Genomic DNA, 16,599 nt, shown 5'->3' with positions numbered 1-16,599 from the left:
AAAAATTACTTTTGTAATCCTGTATCTGACCAAACTGCAAATTCATTACCGCAGGGCTCGGCAAAGTGAAAGCGCCGACCTCCAGGAAAGGAAAAAATAGGTTTTATTACTTGGGCACCGCAGCTCTCGACTTTTTGTAAGGTATCCTCTAGGTCAGAACTATATAACACTACCAGCGCTGCACCGTTGACTGTTGAACTGTGCAGATTCGCCTGAAAAAAACCACCATCCAACCCTGCACCGGAAAAAGCAGAATAATCGGGGCCGTAATCCGTAAATTCCCAGCCAAAAGCTTCAGAAAAGAAAGCCTTGGTCTTTTCCAGATCCTTCGATGGGAGCTCTACATAATTAATCTTTTCGTGATTGTCCATATAACCTTCTCCCGGTATTCTAATTAAATGACATCCTAATCCGTGATGGGCTTATCTGGCGTGTCCACAACTCGGAAACTGCCATTGGCCACCGCCAGGGGTTGGTCATTATGCATAATAACTGCGCGATCCATCATCAGGTCAAAATCCAACATGGCGTAAAGAACAACTCCACTTCGTCCCTGGTAGATATCCGGCCGATAAACCAGTGCTGCCATGCGTACTCCCATTGGTGCATACGAATAACTGGCTTTGCCGACCAGTTTGCCCCCCGCAGTAACATAACAACTGGACTCGGTTTCATAGCTGACAATATGAGTGGATAAATCGGGAAAATCTCCCCTTCGGAGTAATGGGTACCAGTCCACTCCAGACTTAATCCCACAAGACTTTCAAATGTACGTGACATAGAAGGGACTCCCCCAGCAATCCAATTGGTATGAACAGACTCAAGTATGGCCGCTCTTTCGGGGCGCAGAAATCCAGGAGCTTAAAAATTTATTAAGAGTGATTAATTTTTTGAGGGGAGCGAAATAAAAAGGACCGCACCACCAGGGTGCGGCCATTCGCTTCTAGGGAAAAGCTATCAACTTCAAGAATCCTGGAGAAGCGACGACAGGGAGCTGATAACCCCATCGCCAGGACAACCAGAATATTTATTATTAATCAAAAATTGATATATATCAGCGTGGCCAGGAAATTTTGACTTCGCGAGAGGCGCTATCTTCAGCACCATCGCCATCACTCACTGTGAGGGTAATTTCGTAATTTCCAGTTTGAGAGTAACGGTGTAACGCCCAGCGTCCACTACGTTGTACGCCATCACCAAAATTCCACTGATATTGAAGTTTGTTATCGCCATTATATTGACTGCGATCTTCTACCCATACCCAGCGAAAAAAGCGATGTAATTTAAAATTCGCTTGCAGAGAGGCAACGTCATCTTTCACTTCAATAATTTTCTCAATAGTGGATATCGCACCACGATCATCTTTTACCTGCAAACGTACCAAGTAACTACCTGGGATATCGAAACTGTGGCTGGGGTTTTGCTCTGTGCTTCTCGCACCATCACCAAAGTCCCAAGACCAGCTCACCAGGTTCCCATCTTCATCGCTACTGTTGTCGATAAAGTGGAATATAAGACCCTCAGACGCCCAGCTAAATTCAGCCGTGGGGACCAGGTTGTCTGCACCCAGGTCCAGCTCAACGATTAAAGGGTCGTGATCCGATGCTCGGTAAGGCCCCGCGGAGTACAGATTTTCCTGCTGCTCTACGCTTTTATATTCGGTGTTGTAATCCAGCGCACGCGGCTCATCGGCATTGATATGCCAATCCACTGTGGCAGTTACCAGTGGAGCCAGGGAAGCGCTGGCAAGAGCATGATCCAGGTAACCGGACTGGCCGTCATACACATAGGAATAAGCTTCGCCTGCTCCGTACCATTCCAGCAGATCGGTATAACCTGCACCCTTAAGCGCGGTAATGGGGTTTTCCATGGCGTAGCTGTTGAGATCACCCAATACCAGCACGCGATCGATGCCAGTTCCTGCAGGGTCTCTATCGATCCAGCCAGCCAAGGTATCCGCAGCCAGAGTCCGTAGGGAGTTCCAGCAGCCCTGACCATCCCCCTGATCACTGTTCAGGCTGCCATCACTGGGGCAACTACCCTTGGATTTAAAGTGGTTCACAACCACGACGAGACTCTCACCGGAGGAAACCTCAGCAAATGCCTGTAACAGCGGCTGGCGATTACCATCGTCGAAGGGATAATCCTGCAGTGTGGCAGCACTGCCGATCGGCATAACACGATCGCTGCGGTAGATCATACCCACGGCAATTTCATCGTCGCCGAGCTGTGGGAGATCCGGATTTACAAACTGGTAGCTCTGCCCTGAGTCTGCGCTGTTCAATCCGTTGACCAAGTCCTGGATTGCACTGTCACTACCGTAGCCATCATTCTCAATTTCCATCAGGCCAATGACATCGGCATCCATACGCAGGATTGCAGAAATAATTTTATCTCTCTGGCGCTCGAACTCTTCCGGGGTGTCAGCACCCCGAGCTGTGGGGAAGCCGCTGCCGCTGCCATCGCCATTGAAGTAATTCAGCACATTAAAACTGGCAATACGCAAACTGCCATCACCAGGCAGAACAGGAGCTTCATCACGCAGGTTTACGGAAGAGAACTGCGGTACCTCAACCGGGTGTACTCGATAGGCACCAAACCCATAAGCCATCACGCCGGTAAGTTCTTCCAGAGTATCGCCACTGCGCAGTGTGTTGTATGCGCTCAAACCCGGTGCCGGATAAGGCATTTCCTCAGGATTTTGTACGGTGGAGCCATCATCCAGAATAATTTGATTGAGCTCGTTGGCCGCCGCCTGGGCAATTGCCGCTGAGCCGGGAACATTATTGTGGGTAGGGATGTAAAGTCTGCCGCTGGAAAGAACAATCTCACCATAACGGCCCAGGTTGTAGTGACCATTGACTGTCAGGTTTTGCGGGAATTTCACCAGCATACCCTCGAGCTGCTCCTGCTCTTGGGCTGAGTTAAATGGCATCTGCACATTGGCAGCCGTTACCTCGTAACCGCTACCACAAACGCTAACGCCGTCCACCTGATTCAGCTCGGTAAAATCGTAAAACTCATCAACAATACCGCCAACCCGCACCAGATCTCCAACCTGAACATCCACTCCGAAAGCATTATCGTGGATAAAAAGACCTTCAGAGGTCGAGTCCCGACCATCCTGATCACTATCCTCTTCCTGCAGGAAGAAGCCGGCAAGGCCGGTATTGGAATCTTGGAAATTGCCAACTACTACAGCTTCAATTTCGTGGCGTTCACCTTCCAGCGAACTTGCGAACCCCTCACCCTGTATCTGGCTGATTAGTGTCGCTGTATCACCACAGGCACCTAACTCGATTCCACCGCTGCCATCGCCACCGCCTGTATCACCCTCAATATGCCAACCCAGGTGGCCGAAGTTATTCTGGCCAACACTGGACCACTCCTGGGCGGGATTGAACGCACTATTGCCATCGGTACGACCACTGACCACATCCAGGTTGCGTATCAGAGTCTGATTCTGGGTACCGACACTGCTATTGCCCCACTGGCTACCGGGGTCAGTACCAATTTGACCGATTACATCGACGAAACCGTTAGGGCCAGCAAGTGCTACCGCATCGTCACCATTGAACAGGCCACCGCTATAAATCTGGTCGGCCACATCCAGCATGGCTGCATCAGAGCTGCCGTGAGCGAGAACAAACACTTCATCATCACCCAGGGTTCCAGAGAGTGTGATATTTACAGCGGCAGAATCGGAACCATTGAAAAAAAGCTGTATCGAGTAATTACCCAGATCTACAGCCGCTCCGGTACCGTTATAGATTTCCAGTGCCTTGTTATTGCCGCTGCCCTCGATATATTCCGAGATTATGAGGTCGTTGGCCTGGACCTCTTCAGCCATCAGTGGAAGACCCAGGGCTGCCAGAGCAGCCAAGCCAAATTCTTTCATCGCCATTTTTCCCAATTGCCGGATTCGCATTTAGCGGCGCAAAGAGTGGCGGGGAATTCCTAAATTTCGATGAAACAAATGTTAAGGTTAAGTTTCAGTGACTCGACTTGGCGACTCATCCTCAATTTGCACTCAACTTGAGTAGCAAGCTCTCTCCCTTTAACAAAAAGACAAGCTGATAGTTGCATTTGTCACCAGACAGTATATAGTCACTTATATAAGCACTTATATAAATATTAATTTATGGATTACAGTCAATTGGGAACTCGCCTCAGACACCTGCTTGAGCTACTGGATGGCGATGTCAGTAAGAGCTATAGCAGCTGCGGTATAGAAAATTACAAACCGCGGTATACCCCAGTAATGCGCACTCTAATGCAAAAAGGCGACGTTACCATCGGCGAGATAGTAGCCAGTGCTCAACTGTCCCAACCTGCCGTCAGTCAAACCGTTAAAGATATGGTGAAACAGGATCTGGTAGAAATAGTGAAAGGAGTAGATGCGAGAGAGCGCAAGGTTAGACTGACCCACAAAGGCGCATTACTTCTACCGCGCTTGAAAGCTCACTGGCAAGCCACTGTATCTGCAGAAAAGTCCTTAAATGCAGAGCTACCCATGCCATTGTCAGATTTGCTGGATACCGCCATCAACGCCCTGGAAAGAAGCCGTTTTCAAGATCGTATACAGAGGCAATTACCCGAGGAGATCAAGAAACAATGAAGCCAGTCATAGCGCTTTTCCTGCCCTTGCTATTCTCTGCCCATTCAGGCCAAGCTGAAGAAAAATGCCAGTTCAATACCAATTCAGTCATCAAAGCGGTATCTGCCGCTGTCGGAGATAAATACGTACTGGCAGATAAAGCTGATATCCTGTCGAAACAAATAGCTGAATTAGCAGACTCCGCCGAATTAGAGCAGTATTGCAACAATACCCAGATATTCTCCAAAAAAATCACTGATAAAATCCGCGAGTTATCCGGCGACAAGCACTTCTACTTGGAACATGTTGGAGACCAGGATGAGTCAAATAACTGGATAGAACAATGGCGAATAGAAGCCCCAAAAAATAATTATGGAGTGAAGAAAATCGAGATACTATCTGGCAATATCGCCTATATATCCCTTTCCTCTTTCCATACTTTTGAAAATGCCAAGTCCACCCTAGGGGCAGCTTTTACACTGATCCAACATAGTGATGGCCTAATTTTGGACCTGCGTAACAATGGCGGAGGCGATGAAAATACTGCAGGCGCTATTCTGGAATCCCTTATCGATACCACTAAGCCGCTCCCCTTTGTAATAGAAAGCAGGGAAAAGAAAATAAAACCAAGTCGTATCACCACTCTACCCTGGCCAGCCTATGGTACGGAGAGACCACTGGTGATCTTGATTAATGACCGCTCCTTCTCCGCCGCTGAAAGTGTTGCATTCTCGTTGCAGCAATTGGGCAGAGCCAAAATTATCGGCACTGCCAGCGCCGGTGGGGCGCACATGATGGATACACCCCAATCCCTACCCTTCGGATTTGAGATCGGCATTCCCAGTAGCCGCCCGGTTTCTACATTGACTGAAGGCCCGGTTAATTGGGAAGGGCACGGTGTAAATCCAGATATTGAGACCGGTGATCAAGATAGCTTACAGGTTGCTCTAAAAACGATAAAAAAACAAAATTAATCGTGAATCGTTTACAAGGACCTCGGTAATGGAGTTTAAGGATTAATGATGGCCACCTCCCTTCGACTAATAACCAAGGATAATTACGAGGCTGTTTGCGATCTAGATGTTGCCTTGGAGCAGCAGGAATATGTCGCATGCAATCTGTGGTCACTGGTAGAGGCACAGTTCAATACTGGGTATGAAACCCGCGCAATTTATTTTGGAGAAAATCCAGTTGGTTTTTTTATGTGGGTCAAGGAAAACCATGAAAAGATGTCTATATGGCGTTTTATGGTTGACCAGAAATACCAGCAAAAGGGAATAGGCAGGGCTGCCCTGAAGTTAGCCCTGCATGAGATCAGGCAGACCCCCAATATTAAGCAAATAAAGATTTGCTACAACCCCAAAAACCCAGTTGCTAAAGATTTCTACTCTAGCTTTGGCTTTGTAGAAGTTGGAATAGATGACGATAACGAGGACATGCTTGCCATAATCGACCTCTCCAATACAGAAGTCCAAGTTGAGCCCTGTACGTACCAGTAGCTTTAGAGCATGGAGTTATGATTACTTAGCGAAATGGACAAACAGGCTTAACTCCGCTCCAAACGGTTAAGCTCTGATCTTCCTTGTTGTCGGTAGGCGCTCCACTCCGGCTCTTAAAAGAGCCCTCCTCTATAGTCAATCGCATTAGCGCTGTGCCCTTGCGTTCCTGGATGTTGGGAGGGCGGACCTGCTCCCATCGGTCAGGCTCAATATCGTTCATTATGACTTTAAAAGCCTCATCGAACTCCCGGGAGTCATGCACACGTTCCCCACGGCAAAACAACACTGCCGAGCGATAGTTGGCACTGTGGTGAAAAGCAGATTTTGCCAGCACCCATTCATCGTATTGTGCAAATGAAATACAGATTGTTTCCCCCGCATCTACCAGCTTCTGCAAACGGCTTTTATTTGCCACATGGAAATACAGGAAGTCTCTCTTCCGCCATACAGTCAATGGAATAATGACCACCCCCCATTCTGTATAAATCCAACATGGCCGAGCTTTAGCTCATCTACCAGCTGATACACAACTTCCCTTTGATAGCTGGCTCTCTTTGCCGCCCGACGTATCTTGCTCTTTGCAGTGGCAGGCAACTCAGGGCCAAAATGATTGGTAGTGTCCATAGAAACCTCCTTACTAACCGCTGCTCATTTAATCTATGTCGCCAATCTAAGAAGTTACTGGTACTCTGAAAAGGTCCAGTTTTTGCTCTTTCATGGTGCCAGTTTTGAGCGTTCCAGACTTCACTGACCTAACCCTGGATCGGGCCCAACCACTACAGGCCCAGCTGTATCGAATGCTTGTACAGCGCATTTGCAGTGGTCGGTTGAGCACCGGCAGTAAATTGCCATCTTCCCGCAGAATGTCGGCGTCTCTGGGAGTGAGTCGCAATACCATTACGCAGGTATTGGAACAGTTAAAGGCCGAAGGCTTCCTCACCAGTAGATCTGGTCAAGGCGTGTTTGTCTGTGCATCACTGCCGCCACATGTGGAAGCCCCCAGCGAATGAGCTGGCAATCGGATACTGATCATCCGCCACAGCTGTCAACTTTCGGGGAATCGTTAAGAAATGCACCGCTTGTCAGGGAGAAGCTATTGCCCTTTACACCGGGATTACCGGATCTCGACAGCTTTCCTTTTCATCTATGGAATCGCCTCTATCGGCGGCATCAAGACAGAACAGCACTCATCGGCTATGGCCCCAGTCAGGGCTATCAGCCATTAAGACAGGCATTGGCAGAATACTTACGTAACTCCCGGGGAGTCCGCTGTAGCGCCGAGCAAATCATTATTACTAACGGTGCCCAGGAGTCCTTGAGTCTCTGTGCACAAGTCATACTAAATCCGGGGGATACCGTAACCATGGAAAACCCCGGCTACAGACGAGCACGCATCGCTTTTCAATCTGCCGGTGCAGACCTCCATTTGGCAGGACTAAAAAATGGCTCTCTGGATGTAGAGTCACTGACAAAGCACAATCACACCGCCAAGCTTCTCTATACCACCCCTACACACCAATATCCGATGGGTGGAGTAATGCCTGCCAGTGACCGCTTAAGGCTGCTGGACTGGGCAGCAAGCTCTGAAGCCTGGATATTGGAGGATGACTACGACAGCGAATTCTCATTTGTACACAAACCCGTGGCAGCGCTGCAAGGAATGGCGGAGGACACACCTGTACTTTATATGGGCAGCTTTAGCAAAACTCTTCAGCCCGGTATTCGTCTGGGCTATATGGTGGTTCCCAAATCAGTGATACAGGTATTTAACCACGCCAAAGAGATGCTATCTGGTCACTCACCCCTTCTTTCCCAAGCCATAGTTGCCGACTTTATTGAAGAGGGACATTTCGTACGACACCTGCGTAAAATGCGCATCAACTATCGGGAAAAATGGCTGCATTTTTGCGATTTGGCACGACATAAACTTGAACCCCAGGCGCAACTCATCGCAAGTAGTGCCGGAATGCACGTGGTACTCGCCACGCCCGGCAGGAATGACCTAGAACTGTCAAAGAAATTAGCCGAACACCGCATCGGTAGCACTCCACTTTCTTTTTTCTATCCCGACAAATCCTTGAACCATGGCCTGGTATTAGGGTTCGCCAATACCAGTAAACAGCAGCGAGAGGACTGTATAGATCTTCTGCAGAGTTTTTTGACAAACTCATCCAGCTAGTAAACTTTCAATATCACTATTATTGGCAACAGCATTTCTATGCTATGACCAATAGAAAATACTGTTAGTGCACCTCCTATGCACACTCACCCTGCATATGCCTGATCAACCCTAGCCTGAAGTTATCCACACTTTCCTATTGCCGATAAAGACAACAACTGGGATGAATACACGCTGAAATAGCGAACTTTTTTTGGCACAAGTATTGATCTATGGGAATCGAATTCAACTAGGCTAGGGTTTATGCACAATTCCAGCCAAACTTTAGATACTAGCCAAACAAAAACGGCAACCTCGTCAACTGCATGGCTAGCCATGATAAGCCTTTTTTAGGCGCCGCCTGTATCCAACTGGTCATTACGCGCTACCTTAATGGCGAGGTGGCACCGCAGGCCTTTGCAGCCGCATTAGAGCAGCTTATTCAAGCGGAAGAAGCCCCCACAGCCATTCAATCTTTAGCCATATTTTTTACGCCGCACATCACCAGCCTGACCTACTCACTGCATTTTGCCATTCTACTTGCCGGGGCACTCTTAATATTGCGGATATTAATGCCCCTAGGCGCCCTACTCATGTTTGTGAGCTTCATAGTATTATGGGGCTTTACTTATATGGGCGAAAATAGCTGGTTCTTTGAATTTTTATCACCGGCGTTGTATGCATTAGTCTTAGCGGTAAGCAGCTATGGCCTCACCCCAAATATTCAGAAACCATCCGATCACCCCTCATCTCATCCAACGCCCTATTACCAGCGTCTATTGGGCGGTATTCTGGCACCCGATATAAGCTTTTTGTCCTGGTGCCTCTGGGTGATTGTGGTATCTAGCGTGCTGTTTGCGATATTTTTGATGTCGCGCAATGGTGGCAATCACATACTTCTAGCCAGCCTATTATCCAGTATCACCATTGCCGTCCTAGCAATACTTTCGAAATTTTTAGACCGATATCGCGTAGTCGCACAGACACAACAATCCAATCTGCTGGTAGGGCGTTGGATTAACCTGTTCACCATCACCATTGGTGTTATGTTGATTTTCCAGGTTTATGAAGACAGCTTACTGAACTGGTTTACCGTAGAGGGCTATAGGGGACTGGTGAACTCCTATGTAGAATACGGAAACACCCCGTTATGGTTTCGCAACGCATTAGCCTGGGTTGCAGAGCATGCCAATATTTTTATGCCCATTCAAAGGGTTTTCGAAGTCTCTGCTGCAATCTGCATGGTCATATTAGTTTTTCGTTTCCCTATTGTTCTATTGACCACCGGGCTATTCGCCATTCTTTCCTTTACCGAATTCGGAGTAACCAATATTTGGCCCCCAGCACCTGGCAAGCCCCCGGCCTGGGTGTTTGAGCTACTACTCACAACGTTAGTGAGCTTAACCTGTGGCCTCTACTATCTTTTTGATGCTTTGAAATACAAATCCTGGCATTACTGGCTGCTTGGTTCAAAGGTGTTTGAATCCATATCTAACCTGGATAAACGCCTACTTTTTGTCTTATTTTTCATCTTGGAAATAATTTTATTTTCTGAAGGAGCCATCAGTAAAGAAAACGATATACTGGCATTACATTTTGCAGCACTCGCACTGATTCCTTTATTTTATATATTGATACTTATAGATATCTTTAGAAAAGATATCACAACGCTCTAACCATCAATTAGATTTAAACTTGGTTAAAATGATATCTGGCCAGGCTCAACTCCTCACTTTATCATTCACATAATTAATCCGTAGAAAAAAATTCGTTAAAAATACAACATGAGGATAAAGTACCCCATTTGATAAGCCGCTACTTTAGCTAGAACAAACTAATACTATAAAACTACTTTTAAAGACAGATATCTATTGATACCTGCCAAATAGCACATAAAGAATTTTTAAAAAAATTATCTGATAAGCGTAATTTCTGTGCCGCTTTCACTCTGATCAACCCAGGTCCAACGGGCACTGGGATTGACGTCAGGGAAATAAATATAGTAATCGCCGGAGAGTGGAACTGCCGAAAGCTTAACAGTACTGTTTACACCTATACAGCCGCTTGTATCGCTAACGATATAGAATAAATCTGATATCTCGCCACTCGTTTTTGGTAATTCATCATAAAATTCGGCAGTGTCTATCAGAGGCTCTTTTTCATCTACAACAAATAATATTTGATCTGCCAGATACTGTTTGACCTTAATTATGTCTTTATCTTCCAAGCAATTTTGATTGTTATTTCCGAATCCCTTGAAGTGTAAATTAAGATCATACCTATCAGCTTCCGTCTTTGTATCAACCACTTCGGGCAAGCCAATACCCTCATCATTGGTCTTCATATAAGTCCCAGAAGGACTGACGAGATAGACCCTATCAACACCCACACCTGCAGCCTTTGATTGACTGGCGCAAACCAACCCTGCAGCTAACAATATAAATTTAAAATTAGATCGAATATTCATTTTCCCAGCATCCTTTTTTACATTTAATCTAAAATTATATTGATTCCATCATCATACTTGATATTAATTCGATTATTTTTTAATTGAGTAGATCCAGAAAAATAACTTAAAACTGACGAACACCTCACAAAGATAACAGAACCATCAAGCTAGACCCGATATATCAGAAAATGGAAGATACACAGGTGTAACCACTTAAATTAAACATGACACGACGACATAAGCTTCGAATAAGAGCGATTTTTAAGCTAAGAAACACTATCGAAAATATTATAATCAGTCTGCATTCCAGGAAAATCAAACTAAAATTAGAAGAAGATATAGTAAGTTATGAGGCTAAGTTAAACACCTCGCAATTCTAAAAGATTTCGCATTCGCTTAGAAAGTAGCAGAATTTTATCAATGGTTGATCTCGCCCCAGCTTTACCCAAAAAGAAAAAATGGCCTCCCGGAAGGGACTCTGAGAGATAGTTTTCAGAAGTCTTAACTAAGCGCTTTAGTTCTTCCCAACGTGTTAGAGAAAGCTCCTTAAAACTCTTATCTCTTAGCACTTCCCTAATTAAAACTCGACTTCTAATAAATGCCCAGTCGGCTGTATTTAGCAGTACGTTTTCCGCATCACAAAGTGAATCTCCGTGGATAACTACAGGAAAAGGATAATCTTCATAACCAAAAGTATTAGCTGACTGGATACTTCCTTGAATATCATCAATAAAGCGGTTTTTCTTATACATTAAACCGGTGCCAATCAGGCCTACTGGTGTAGCCCCCAGCATACGCTCTCGATAGACTTCTTTCTTTAGAATAGGATGGCCATTATATTTACCTTGATCTTCCAAAGCTTGAAAAAACCAAGGATATAGACATTCTCGATTGGCTAAGCCCTCGGGTGTCATGGTGATATTTTCTGAATTAGCCTTTGGCATAAAGCCGGGAACTGCAGGATCTCCAGACATTGCGACAAACATCGCAATTGAAATCTTCTTTCCAATAACCTCCTTCCCAAGAGCTCCGGCAATCTTACATCCCATACTCCAGCCGCAAACGATCACCTCACGTTGTAAGTTATTCCTAGAAACCACCTCATCAATCACTTCAGCGACTTGCTTTCCCCAATCGGCAATCGTAAAGCTGGGATAGAAGCCATCAAAAACCTTATTGGCAATTGGGAAAGAGACAGCCAGGAAGGGATGGCCTGAGCGATGAACCCAGTAACTGATAAAATCCTCTTCCCTGGCCTCAGGACAGCCATAGAAGATACGTGCCAGATGAGAGTTACCCGGTATGAACACCATTAAAGGTTTGGATTTTTCCGCAGCAATATATCGGTAAAGAACAGGAAAGCCAGCTGCAGAGCCCAAGACTTCCCCTTCTTGCAATATCCCAGGCTGTATTTTTTTCATGCCTTTACCAAGACTGAAGCCCTACAGGCACGCTTCGATGCAGGGTTAAAGAAACCACTATAGAGAAAGTAATTAAATGCTGCACCAGCCTGATTAACCGGGCGCTTTGCCCCAGACTTCCTCCAGTCGCTGATCTCGCCCACAACGGAATCGATAGTACTTATAACGCAGTGGATTACGCTGGTAATAATCCTGATGGTAAGCTTCCGCAGGATAAAATGTAGCTGCGGGTTTTATCTGGGTCACTACTTTCTTACCCAGCTCGGCCTCTACTTTCTTCTTACTCTCTTCGGCCAGTTGTTTCTCTTCTTCATTGCCGTAGAAAATTTCAGCGCGATACTGGTCACCCCGATCACAGAACTGTCCACCAGCATCAAATGGGTCCACATTGTGCCAGAAGATATTGAGTAAATCCGAGTAACTCACTTTGTTAGCATCATACTTAACCTGAACCACCTCAGCATGACCGGTACCACCAGCGGAGACCTGATCATAAGTGGGATTTTTCACGTGACCACCGCTGTAACCTGAGGTGGTTTCCAGCACGCCATTCACTTTGTCATAGGGTGGTTCCATACACCAGAAACAACCACCGGCAAAAATAGCGGTACGGATATTTGGGGAATCCTGGGCATATCCGAGGGTGGCAGCCAGGAAGATAAACAGAGTAAAGACGCCGCGCATAACTAATTCCTGTGGACAATTCTATTGATAGGTAATCTTCTGTCGGCTTACAGGGTGAAACTCTTACAGTGTGACACTACCCTGGCAAGCACGCAGGAAAATATCGCGATATTCCACTGCGTTAAAAGACATGGGATTACTGGCTGCAGACGGATCTTCTGCAGCCAAACGTCCAATCTTATCGGCATCATCGCTACCAATACCAATTTCTTCCAAAGTATGAGGAATACCCAGCTGCTTACGCAGGCCAATAACCCAGTTAAGCACTGCATCAAAGCCGCTCTCAAACATATCTTTCCCGGTCAATTGCAATGAGAGTGCCAATTGTCCCATGGGAACCTCTATGGCTGGCCTGTTCGCTACAAGGACATAGGGCATCAATATGGCATTGAGTAAGCCGTGATGTTTATCGTAAAGGCCACCAAGTGGGTGGGCGAGTGCATGGATCGCACCCAAACCTCGCTGGAAGGCTGTGGCCCCCATACAGGAGGCAACCAGCATCTGCTGACGTGCTTTTAATTCAGTGCCTATCATATAGGCCCGTGGAAGGTAACTTTTAATCAGGCGCATACCCTGTAGGGCAATTCCCTCAGCCATAGGGTGATACATAGGTGAGTAATAAGATTCCAAGTTGTGAGAGAGGGCATCCATCCCAGTCGCCGCGGTAATTTCTGGTGGCAATCCCAAGGTAAGTTCGGCATCGAGAATCACAATATCCGGCAAGATATTAGGGTGGAAAATCAAGCGTTTAATTTGCGCAGCTTCATCGGTAATCACTGCTACACGCCCTACCTCCGAGCCTGTTCCAGCGGTGGTAGGTACTGCAATCACTGGCACCATACCATTAGGATCGACACGCTTGTAATTATCACCAATATCCTCGAATTCCCAAATGGACCGGCTCTGCCTGGCCATTAATGCGATTGCCTTGCCGGCATCAATCGCTGAGCCACCACCAAAGGCAATGACTCCATCGCAATTTTTACTCCTTAAAATTTCGACGCCTTGATCAATATTCTCACTATTAGGGTTGCCTTTTATCGCTGAGAAAACTTCTAGTTCTAGGCTATTTTCCCGACAGGGAGTATAGGCACGCTCAATCAGTGGCATAGTGGCAAGACCGGGATCTGTCACCACTAAGGGGCGCTGTATATTCAATTCAACGCAGGCCTTGGCAAGATCCGCTATTCGCCCGGGTCCAACCCAAATATTGGTAGGGAAATTCCAGTTTACCCGGTATTTATCCACACTTGCCTCTTTATTTATCCAGTCCAGCCAATGCCCTCAATGACTTTCTGAAAACAGCTAATCTGCAACCTGTAAACGGGGCTTTATTGAGTTAACCAGATTAAAAATCAATGTACGGTTTATCGAGTTACAATCTTCCCAGTACCCTATTCCAAAATGATCCTCACCATTTGCCATAGACCAAATCTCTCCACACATCCCTTCATCTTCATAGCTCAGAAAATAGCCGGAAAATTGTCCCAGTTGAATTGCGGTAAGGGCTGCCTCACCCTCGTCGTAGTCATTTAGGAAAGTTTCAGTTTGTTGCTGTGCAGTTATCCCTTGAGAAAACCCTATTTTCAGTTGCGCATTGCTACACCGTTTCCTTAGCTCCATGCCCATTTCTCCATCAACCGTCTGTATGTACCACTTTTCCGGGAGGTCTATTGAATAATTTTCTAGCTCGTATTCCGCGGCACTAATCAATAACGGAGAAAAAAATGACAATACTATGCAACAATGTATGTACTTCACCTCAACACCTCCACCCAAACATTCACTCTATGTAACTTATAACTCACTAACTATTCAACGGTGTGAACTTTCATTGTGATAGATTCAACCACTTCGATTACCGGTGAGAAATCCACCGAATTACAGTCACTTTGAAAGTGTGCAACCAGTAAATCGATTCCATCGCCCAAAAACCAGTTTGCCATACACTTTCCTTTCGATTTAAAAGTGACGAAATAACCGGAATAATTACCAATCTGCACTGAAGAAACCGGATGTTCCAATGGATGTTGTTCTAAAAATACGTCAGGATCGCCACCATCTTTTAATAATCCCTCTCTCAGAATGTAGGCCATCAAGTTACCGGTGCCTTTCTGTCGAAATTGAATTCCTATCTTGTTGTAAGGGTCTTCGTACCTTGACCACTCACCGGGAACATCTAAAGTAATATTTTTATAAAGATAAGGTTCCGCTTTTAGCACCAATGAATTGAGTAAAAGTAACCCTGCAACACAACTTTTAATCAACCTCACAGAAATTCCCTCTTTAACGGTTCCCTAGCCTTAAATTTTAAAATGGAAGGACTTGGGTCTAGTTAACTGCTCAAATCCAATCCGGGACAAAGTACACCCCCTTCCGGACCGCTTTACCCCAGTCCAGGCCAACTCTGGGTCCAGGTAATCACACCGATTAAGGAAAACTGTGCCTACCTGTAAATGATCCCCAATTGCCAGGGCGACCTCTTCATCCTGTGAAAAAATTGCTGCGGTGAGGCCAAACTGGCTGTTATTCATAAATTCTAGAGCCTCGCCATCATCATGCACTTTTTGCACCCCCAATACCGGTCCAAAAGACTCCTCACGCATCAGGCGCATTTTTTGGCGTACTCCAGTCAATAACTGTGGTGCCAAATACTGGGTACCGCGTTTATCCAGCGGGGAGTCACTGGTGCTCAGGTGCGTCTTGGCGCCCTCGGCCACAGCTTCGTCTATTTGTACACGTACTCGATCAGCGGCTTCTGCACGAACGAGGGGGCCTAATGTGGTGTCCGGATCATCCGGCCGGCCAAGCTGATATTTACCAACCAGAGCGACGGCACGCTCTACAAATTCGTCGAATAGTTTTTCTTGAACATAAACACGCTCAATGCCGCAGCAGGATTGACCTGAATTAAAAAATGCGCCATCTACAATTGCCTCCACCGCCAGCTGAAGATCCGCATCTTCCCGTACATAGGCAGGATCTTTACCTCCCAACTCCAAACCCACCTGAATAAAGCGGCCTGCTACGGTGCGCTCCAAGTTTGCCCCGGCTTCTACCGAACCCGTAAAAGCGATGTGCTGGATTTCCTCCGCGCATGCCAACCTTTGGGTGTAAGCGTGATTCAGGTGTAGAAACTGAAATACCCCGTAGGGTAGCCCTGCCTCTCTAAACGCCTCAACCATTCGCTCTGCACAGAGAGGAGTTTGCGCAGAGTGCTTCAAAATTACAGCATTGCCCGCCAATATTGACGGCACCACTGCATTTACAGCCGTCAGGTAAGGGTAATTCCAAGGGGCAATTACAAGGGAAATACCCAGCGGTTCGCGACGAATAAACCGGGAAAACCCCGGCTTGGCTGACAGTTGGATATCTGCGAGGGCCTCTTCCGCAATATCTGCCATGGCTGAAGCGCGCTCGGCAAAACCATCAATTTCCCCGGGGGCGAAACGTATTGGCCTTCCCATCATCCAACAAATTTCCTCAGCCAGACGATCTTTGCGCTCCGCAAAAAATTCCACTGCGCGGTGTACAATAGCGATACGCTCGATGAGAGGGGTTAGGCGCCAGGCCCGCTGGGCCGAAGCCGCTCGATCCAAAGCCACACGAATTTCAGCTTCGCCAGCCAGCGCTCTTTCCAGGTACACGCTGTTATCTACAGGGGAAATACATCGCAGGTGGTGCATATTGGAAATCCCTTTAATTAATTTTCACCGGTTTCCTACCAGTGAAGGAAAGACAACTGGGTTACGCTTTCAAAAAGACGGGCAACTGCCCAATTAAAGTACAGA

General features: G+C 46.6%; 18 protein-coding genes. 6 read left to right on the top strand and 12 right to left on the bottom strand.

The window, feature by feature from the left end; genetic code table 11:
- Positions 1 to 5: 5 nt before the first annotated feature.
- The 3 genes from P3339_RS04470 to P3339_RS04460 all read right to left on the bottom strand — a co-directional run bounded on the left by P3339_RS04470 (position 6) and on the right by P3339_RS04460 (position 3,898).
- On the bottom strand, positions 6 to 371 hold the full coding sequence (locus P3339_RS04470) for a VOC family protein (RefSeq protein WP_282952543.1): 366 nt from the start codon (positions 369 to 371) through the stop codon (positions 6 to 8).
- Between the two features lie 35 nt (positions 372 to 406).
- On the bottom strand, positions 407 to 739 hold the full coding sequence (locus tag P3339_RS04465; RefSeq protein ID WP_282952542.1) for a hypothetical protein: 333 nt from the start codon (positions 737 to 739) through the stop codon (positions 407 to 409).
- A 315-nt stretch (positions 740 to 1,054) separates the two neighbouring features.
- Positions 1,055 to 3,898, bottom strand: coding sequence for an ExeM/NucH family extracellular endonuclease (locus P3339_RS04460; RefSeq protein ID WP_282952541.1), 2,844 nt, complete (start codon positions 3,896 to 3,898; stop codon positions 1,055 to 1,057).
- A gap of 258 nt (positions 3,899 to 4,156) precedes the next feature.
- Here P3339_RS04460 and P3339_RS04455 point away from each other — a divergent pair, with 258 nt between their 5' ends.
- From P3339_RS04455 to P3339_RS04445, 3 genes are read left to right on the top strand one after another with little or no spacing between them, the layout of a single operon-like run.
- Positions 4,157 to 4,618, top strand: a complete 462-nt coding sequence (locus P3339_RS04455; RefSeq protein ID WP_211214909.1) for a MarR family winged helix-turn-helix transcriptional regulator — start codon at positions 4,157 to 4,159, stop codon at positions 4,616 to 4,618.
- A complete protein-coding gene (locus tag P3339_RS04450) occupies positions 4,615 to 5,571 on the top strand; it encodes a S41 family peptidase (RefSeq protein WP_020412443.1) in 957 nt (318 codons plus the stop codon). The genes P3339_RS04455 and P3339_RS04450 overlap by 4 nt, the downstream gene beginning before the upstream one ends.
- 45 nt (positions 5,572 to 5,616) lie before the next feature.
- Positions 5,617 to 6,096 (top strand): GNAT family N-acetyltransferase, encoded by a 480-nt coding sequence (locus tag P3339_RS04445; RefSeq protein ID WP_282952540.1) that lies wholly within the window; start codon positions 5,617 to 5,619, stop codon positions 6,094 to 6,096.
- 25 nt (positions 6,097 to 6,121) lie between these two features.
- On the opposite strand, the gene P3339_RS04440 is transcribed toward P3339_RS04445, so the two are convergent.
- Both P3339_RS04440 and P3339_RS04435 read right to left on the bottom strand, forming a co-directional pair.
- A complete protein-coding gene (locus P3339_RS04440; protein WP_282952539.1) occupies positions 6,122 to 6,550 on the bottom strand; it encodes a pyridoxamine 5'-phosphate oxidase family protein in 429 nt (142 codons plus the stop codon).
- Positions 6,547 to 6,720, bottom strand: coding sequence for a hypothetical protein (locus P3339_RS04435; RefSeq protein ID WP_282952538.1), 174 nt, complete (start codon positions 6,718 to 6,720; stop codon positions 6,547 to 6,549). Before P3339_RS04435 ends, P3339_RS04440 begins: the two co-directional genes overlap by 4 nt.
- A gap of 104 nt (positions 6,721 to 6,824) precedes the next feature.
- Between P3339_RS04435 and P3339_RS04430 the strand changes: the two genes are divergently transcribed.
- From P3339_RS04430 to P3339_RS04420, 3 genes are all read left to right on the top strand, one after another.
- Positions 6,825 to 7,106, top strand: a complete 282-nt coding sequence (locus P3339_RS04430) for a GntR family transcriptional regulator (RefSeq protein ID WP_282952537.1) — start codon at positions 6,825 to 6,827, stop codon at positions 7,104 to 7,106.
- Complete coding sequence (gene pdxR / locus P3339_RS04425; protein ID WP_282952536.1) at positions 7,103 to 8,275, top strand: MocR-like pyridoxine biosynthesis transcription factor PdxR; 1,173 nt, start codon at positions 7,103 to 7,105, stop codon at positions 8,273 to 8,275. Before P3339_RS04430 ends, pdxR begins: the two co-directional genes overlap by 4 nt.
- A gap of 380 nt (positions 8,276 to 8,655) precedes the next feature.
- Positions 8,656 to 9,930: a hypothetical protein gene (locus tag P3339_RS04420; RefSeq protein ID WP_282952535.1), complete on the top strand. Its 1,275-nt coding sequence runs from the start codon at positions 8,656 to 8,658 to the stop codon at positions 9,928 to 9,930.
- Between the two features lie 236 nt (positions 9,931 to 10,166).
- On the opposite strand, the gene P3339_RS04415 is transcribed toward P3339_RS04420, so the two are convergent.
- The 7 genes from P3339_RS04415 to P3339_RS04385 form a co-directional block, all read right to left on the bottom strand.
- Positions 10,167 to 10,721 carry a hypothetical protein gene (locus P3339_RS04415; RefSeq protein ID WP_020412438.1) on the bottom strand — a complete coding sequence of 185 codons (555 nt, stop codon included), beginning with the start codon at positions 10,719 to 10,721 and terminating at the stop codon, positions 10,167 to 10,169.
- Between the two features lie 341 nt (positions 10,722 to 11,062).
- On the bottom strand, positions 11,063 to 12,124 hold the full coding sequence (locus P3339_RS04410) for an alpha/beta fold hydrolase (protein WP_282952534.1): 1,062 nt from the start codon (positions 12,122 to 12,124) through the stop codon (positions 11,063 to 11,065).
- A gap of 93 nt (positions 12,125 to 12,217) precedes the next feature.
- Positions 12,218 to 12,808, bottom strand: a complete 591-nt coding sequence (msrA, locus tag P3339_RS04405; protein ID WP_020412436.1) for a peptide-methionine (S)-S-oxide reductase MsrA — start codon at positions 12,806 to 12,808, stop codon at positions 12,218 to 12,220.
- 63 nt (positions 12,809 to 12,871) lie between these two features.
- The gene (locus tag P3339_RS04400; RefSeq protein WP_020412435.1) at positions 12,872 to 14,056 is read right to left on the bottom strand and encodes an iron-containing alcohol dehydrogenase; all 1,185 of its coding nucleotides are present in this window, start codon (positions 14,054 to 14,056) and stop codon (positions 12,872 to 12,874) included.
- A gap of 57 nt (positions 14,057 to 14,113) precedes the next feature.
- A complete protein-coding gene (locus P3339_RS04395) occupies positions 14,114 to 14,569 on the bottom strand; it encodes a hypothetical protein (protein ID WP_020412434.1) in 456 nt (151 codons plus the stop codon).
- A gap of 50 nt (positions 14,570 to 14,619) precedes the next feature.
- Entirely contained in the window at positions 14,620 to 15,081 is a 462-nt protein-coding gene (locus P3339_RS04390) for a hypothetical protein (RefSeq protein WP_282952533.1), read from the bottom strand.
- A gap of 30 nt (positions 15,082 to 15,111) precedes the next feature.
- Positions 15,112 to 16,494 (bottom strand): aldehyde dehydrogenase family protein, encoded by a 1,383-nt coding sequence (locus tag P3339_RS04385; protein WP_282952532.1) that lies wholly within the window; start codon positions 16,492 to 16,494, stop codon positions 15,112 to 15,114.
- Positions 16,495 to 16,599: the final 105 nt, after the last annotated feature.

The organism is Microbulbifer sp. MLAF003 (assembly GCF_030012965.1).
Classification (GTDB): Bacteria; Pseudomonadota; Gammaproteobacteria; order Pseudomonadales; family Cellvibrionaceae; genus Microbulbifer; species Microbulbifer variabilis.
Note: the sequence above shows the minus strand (reverse complement) of the source record. Positions and strands in the feature narration are given on the sequence as shown.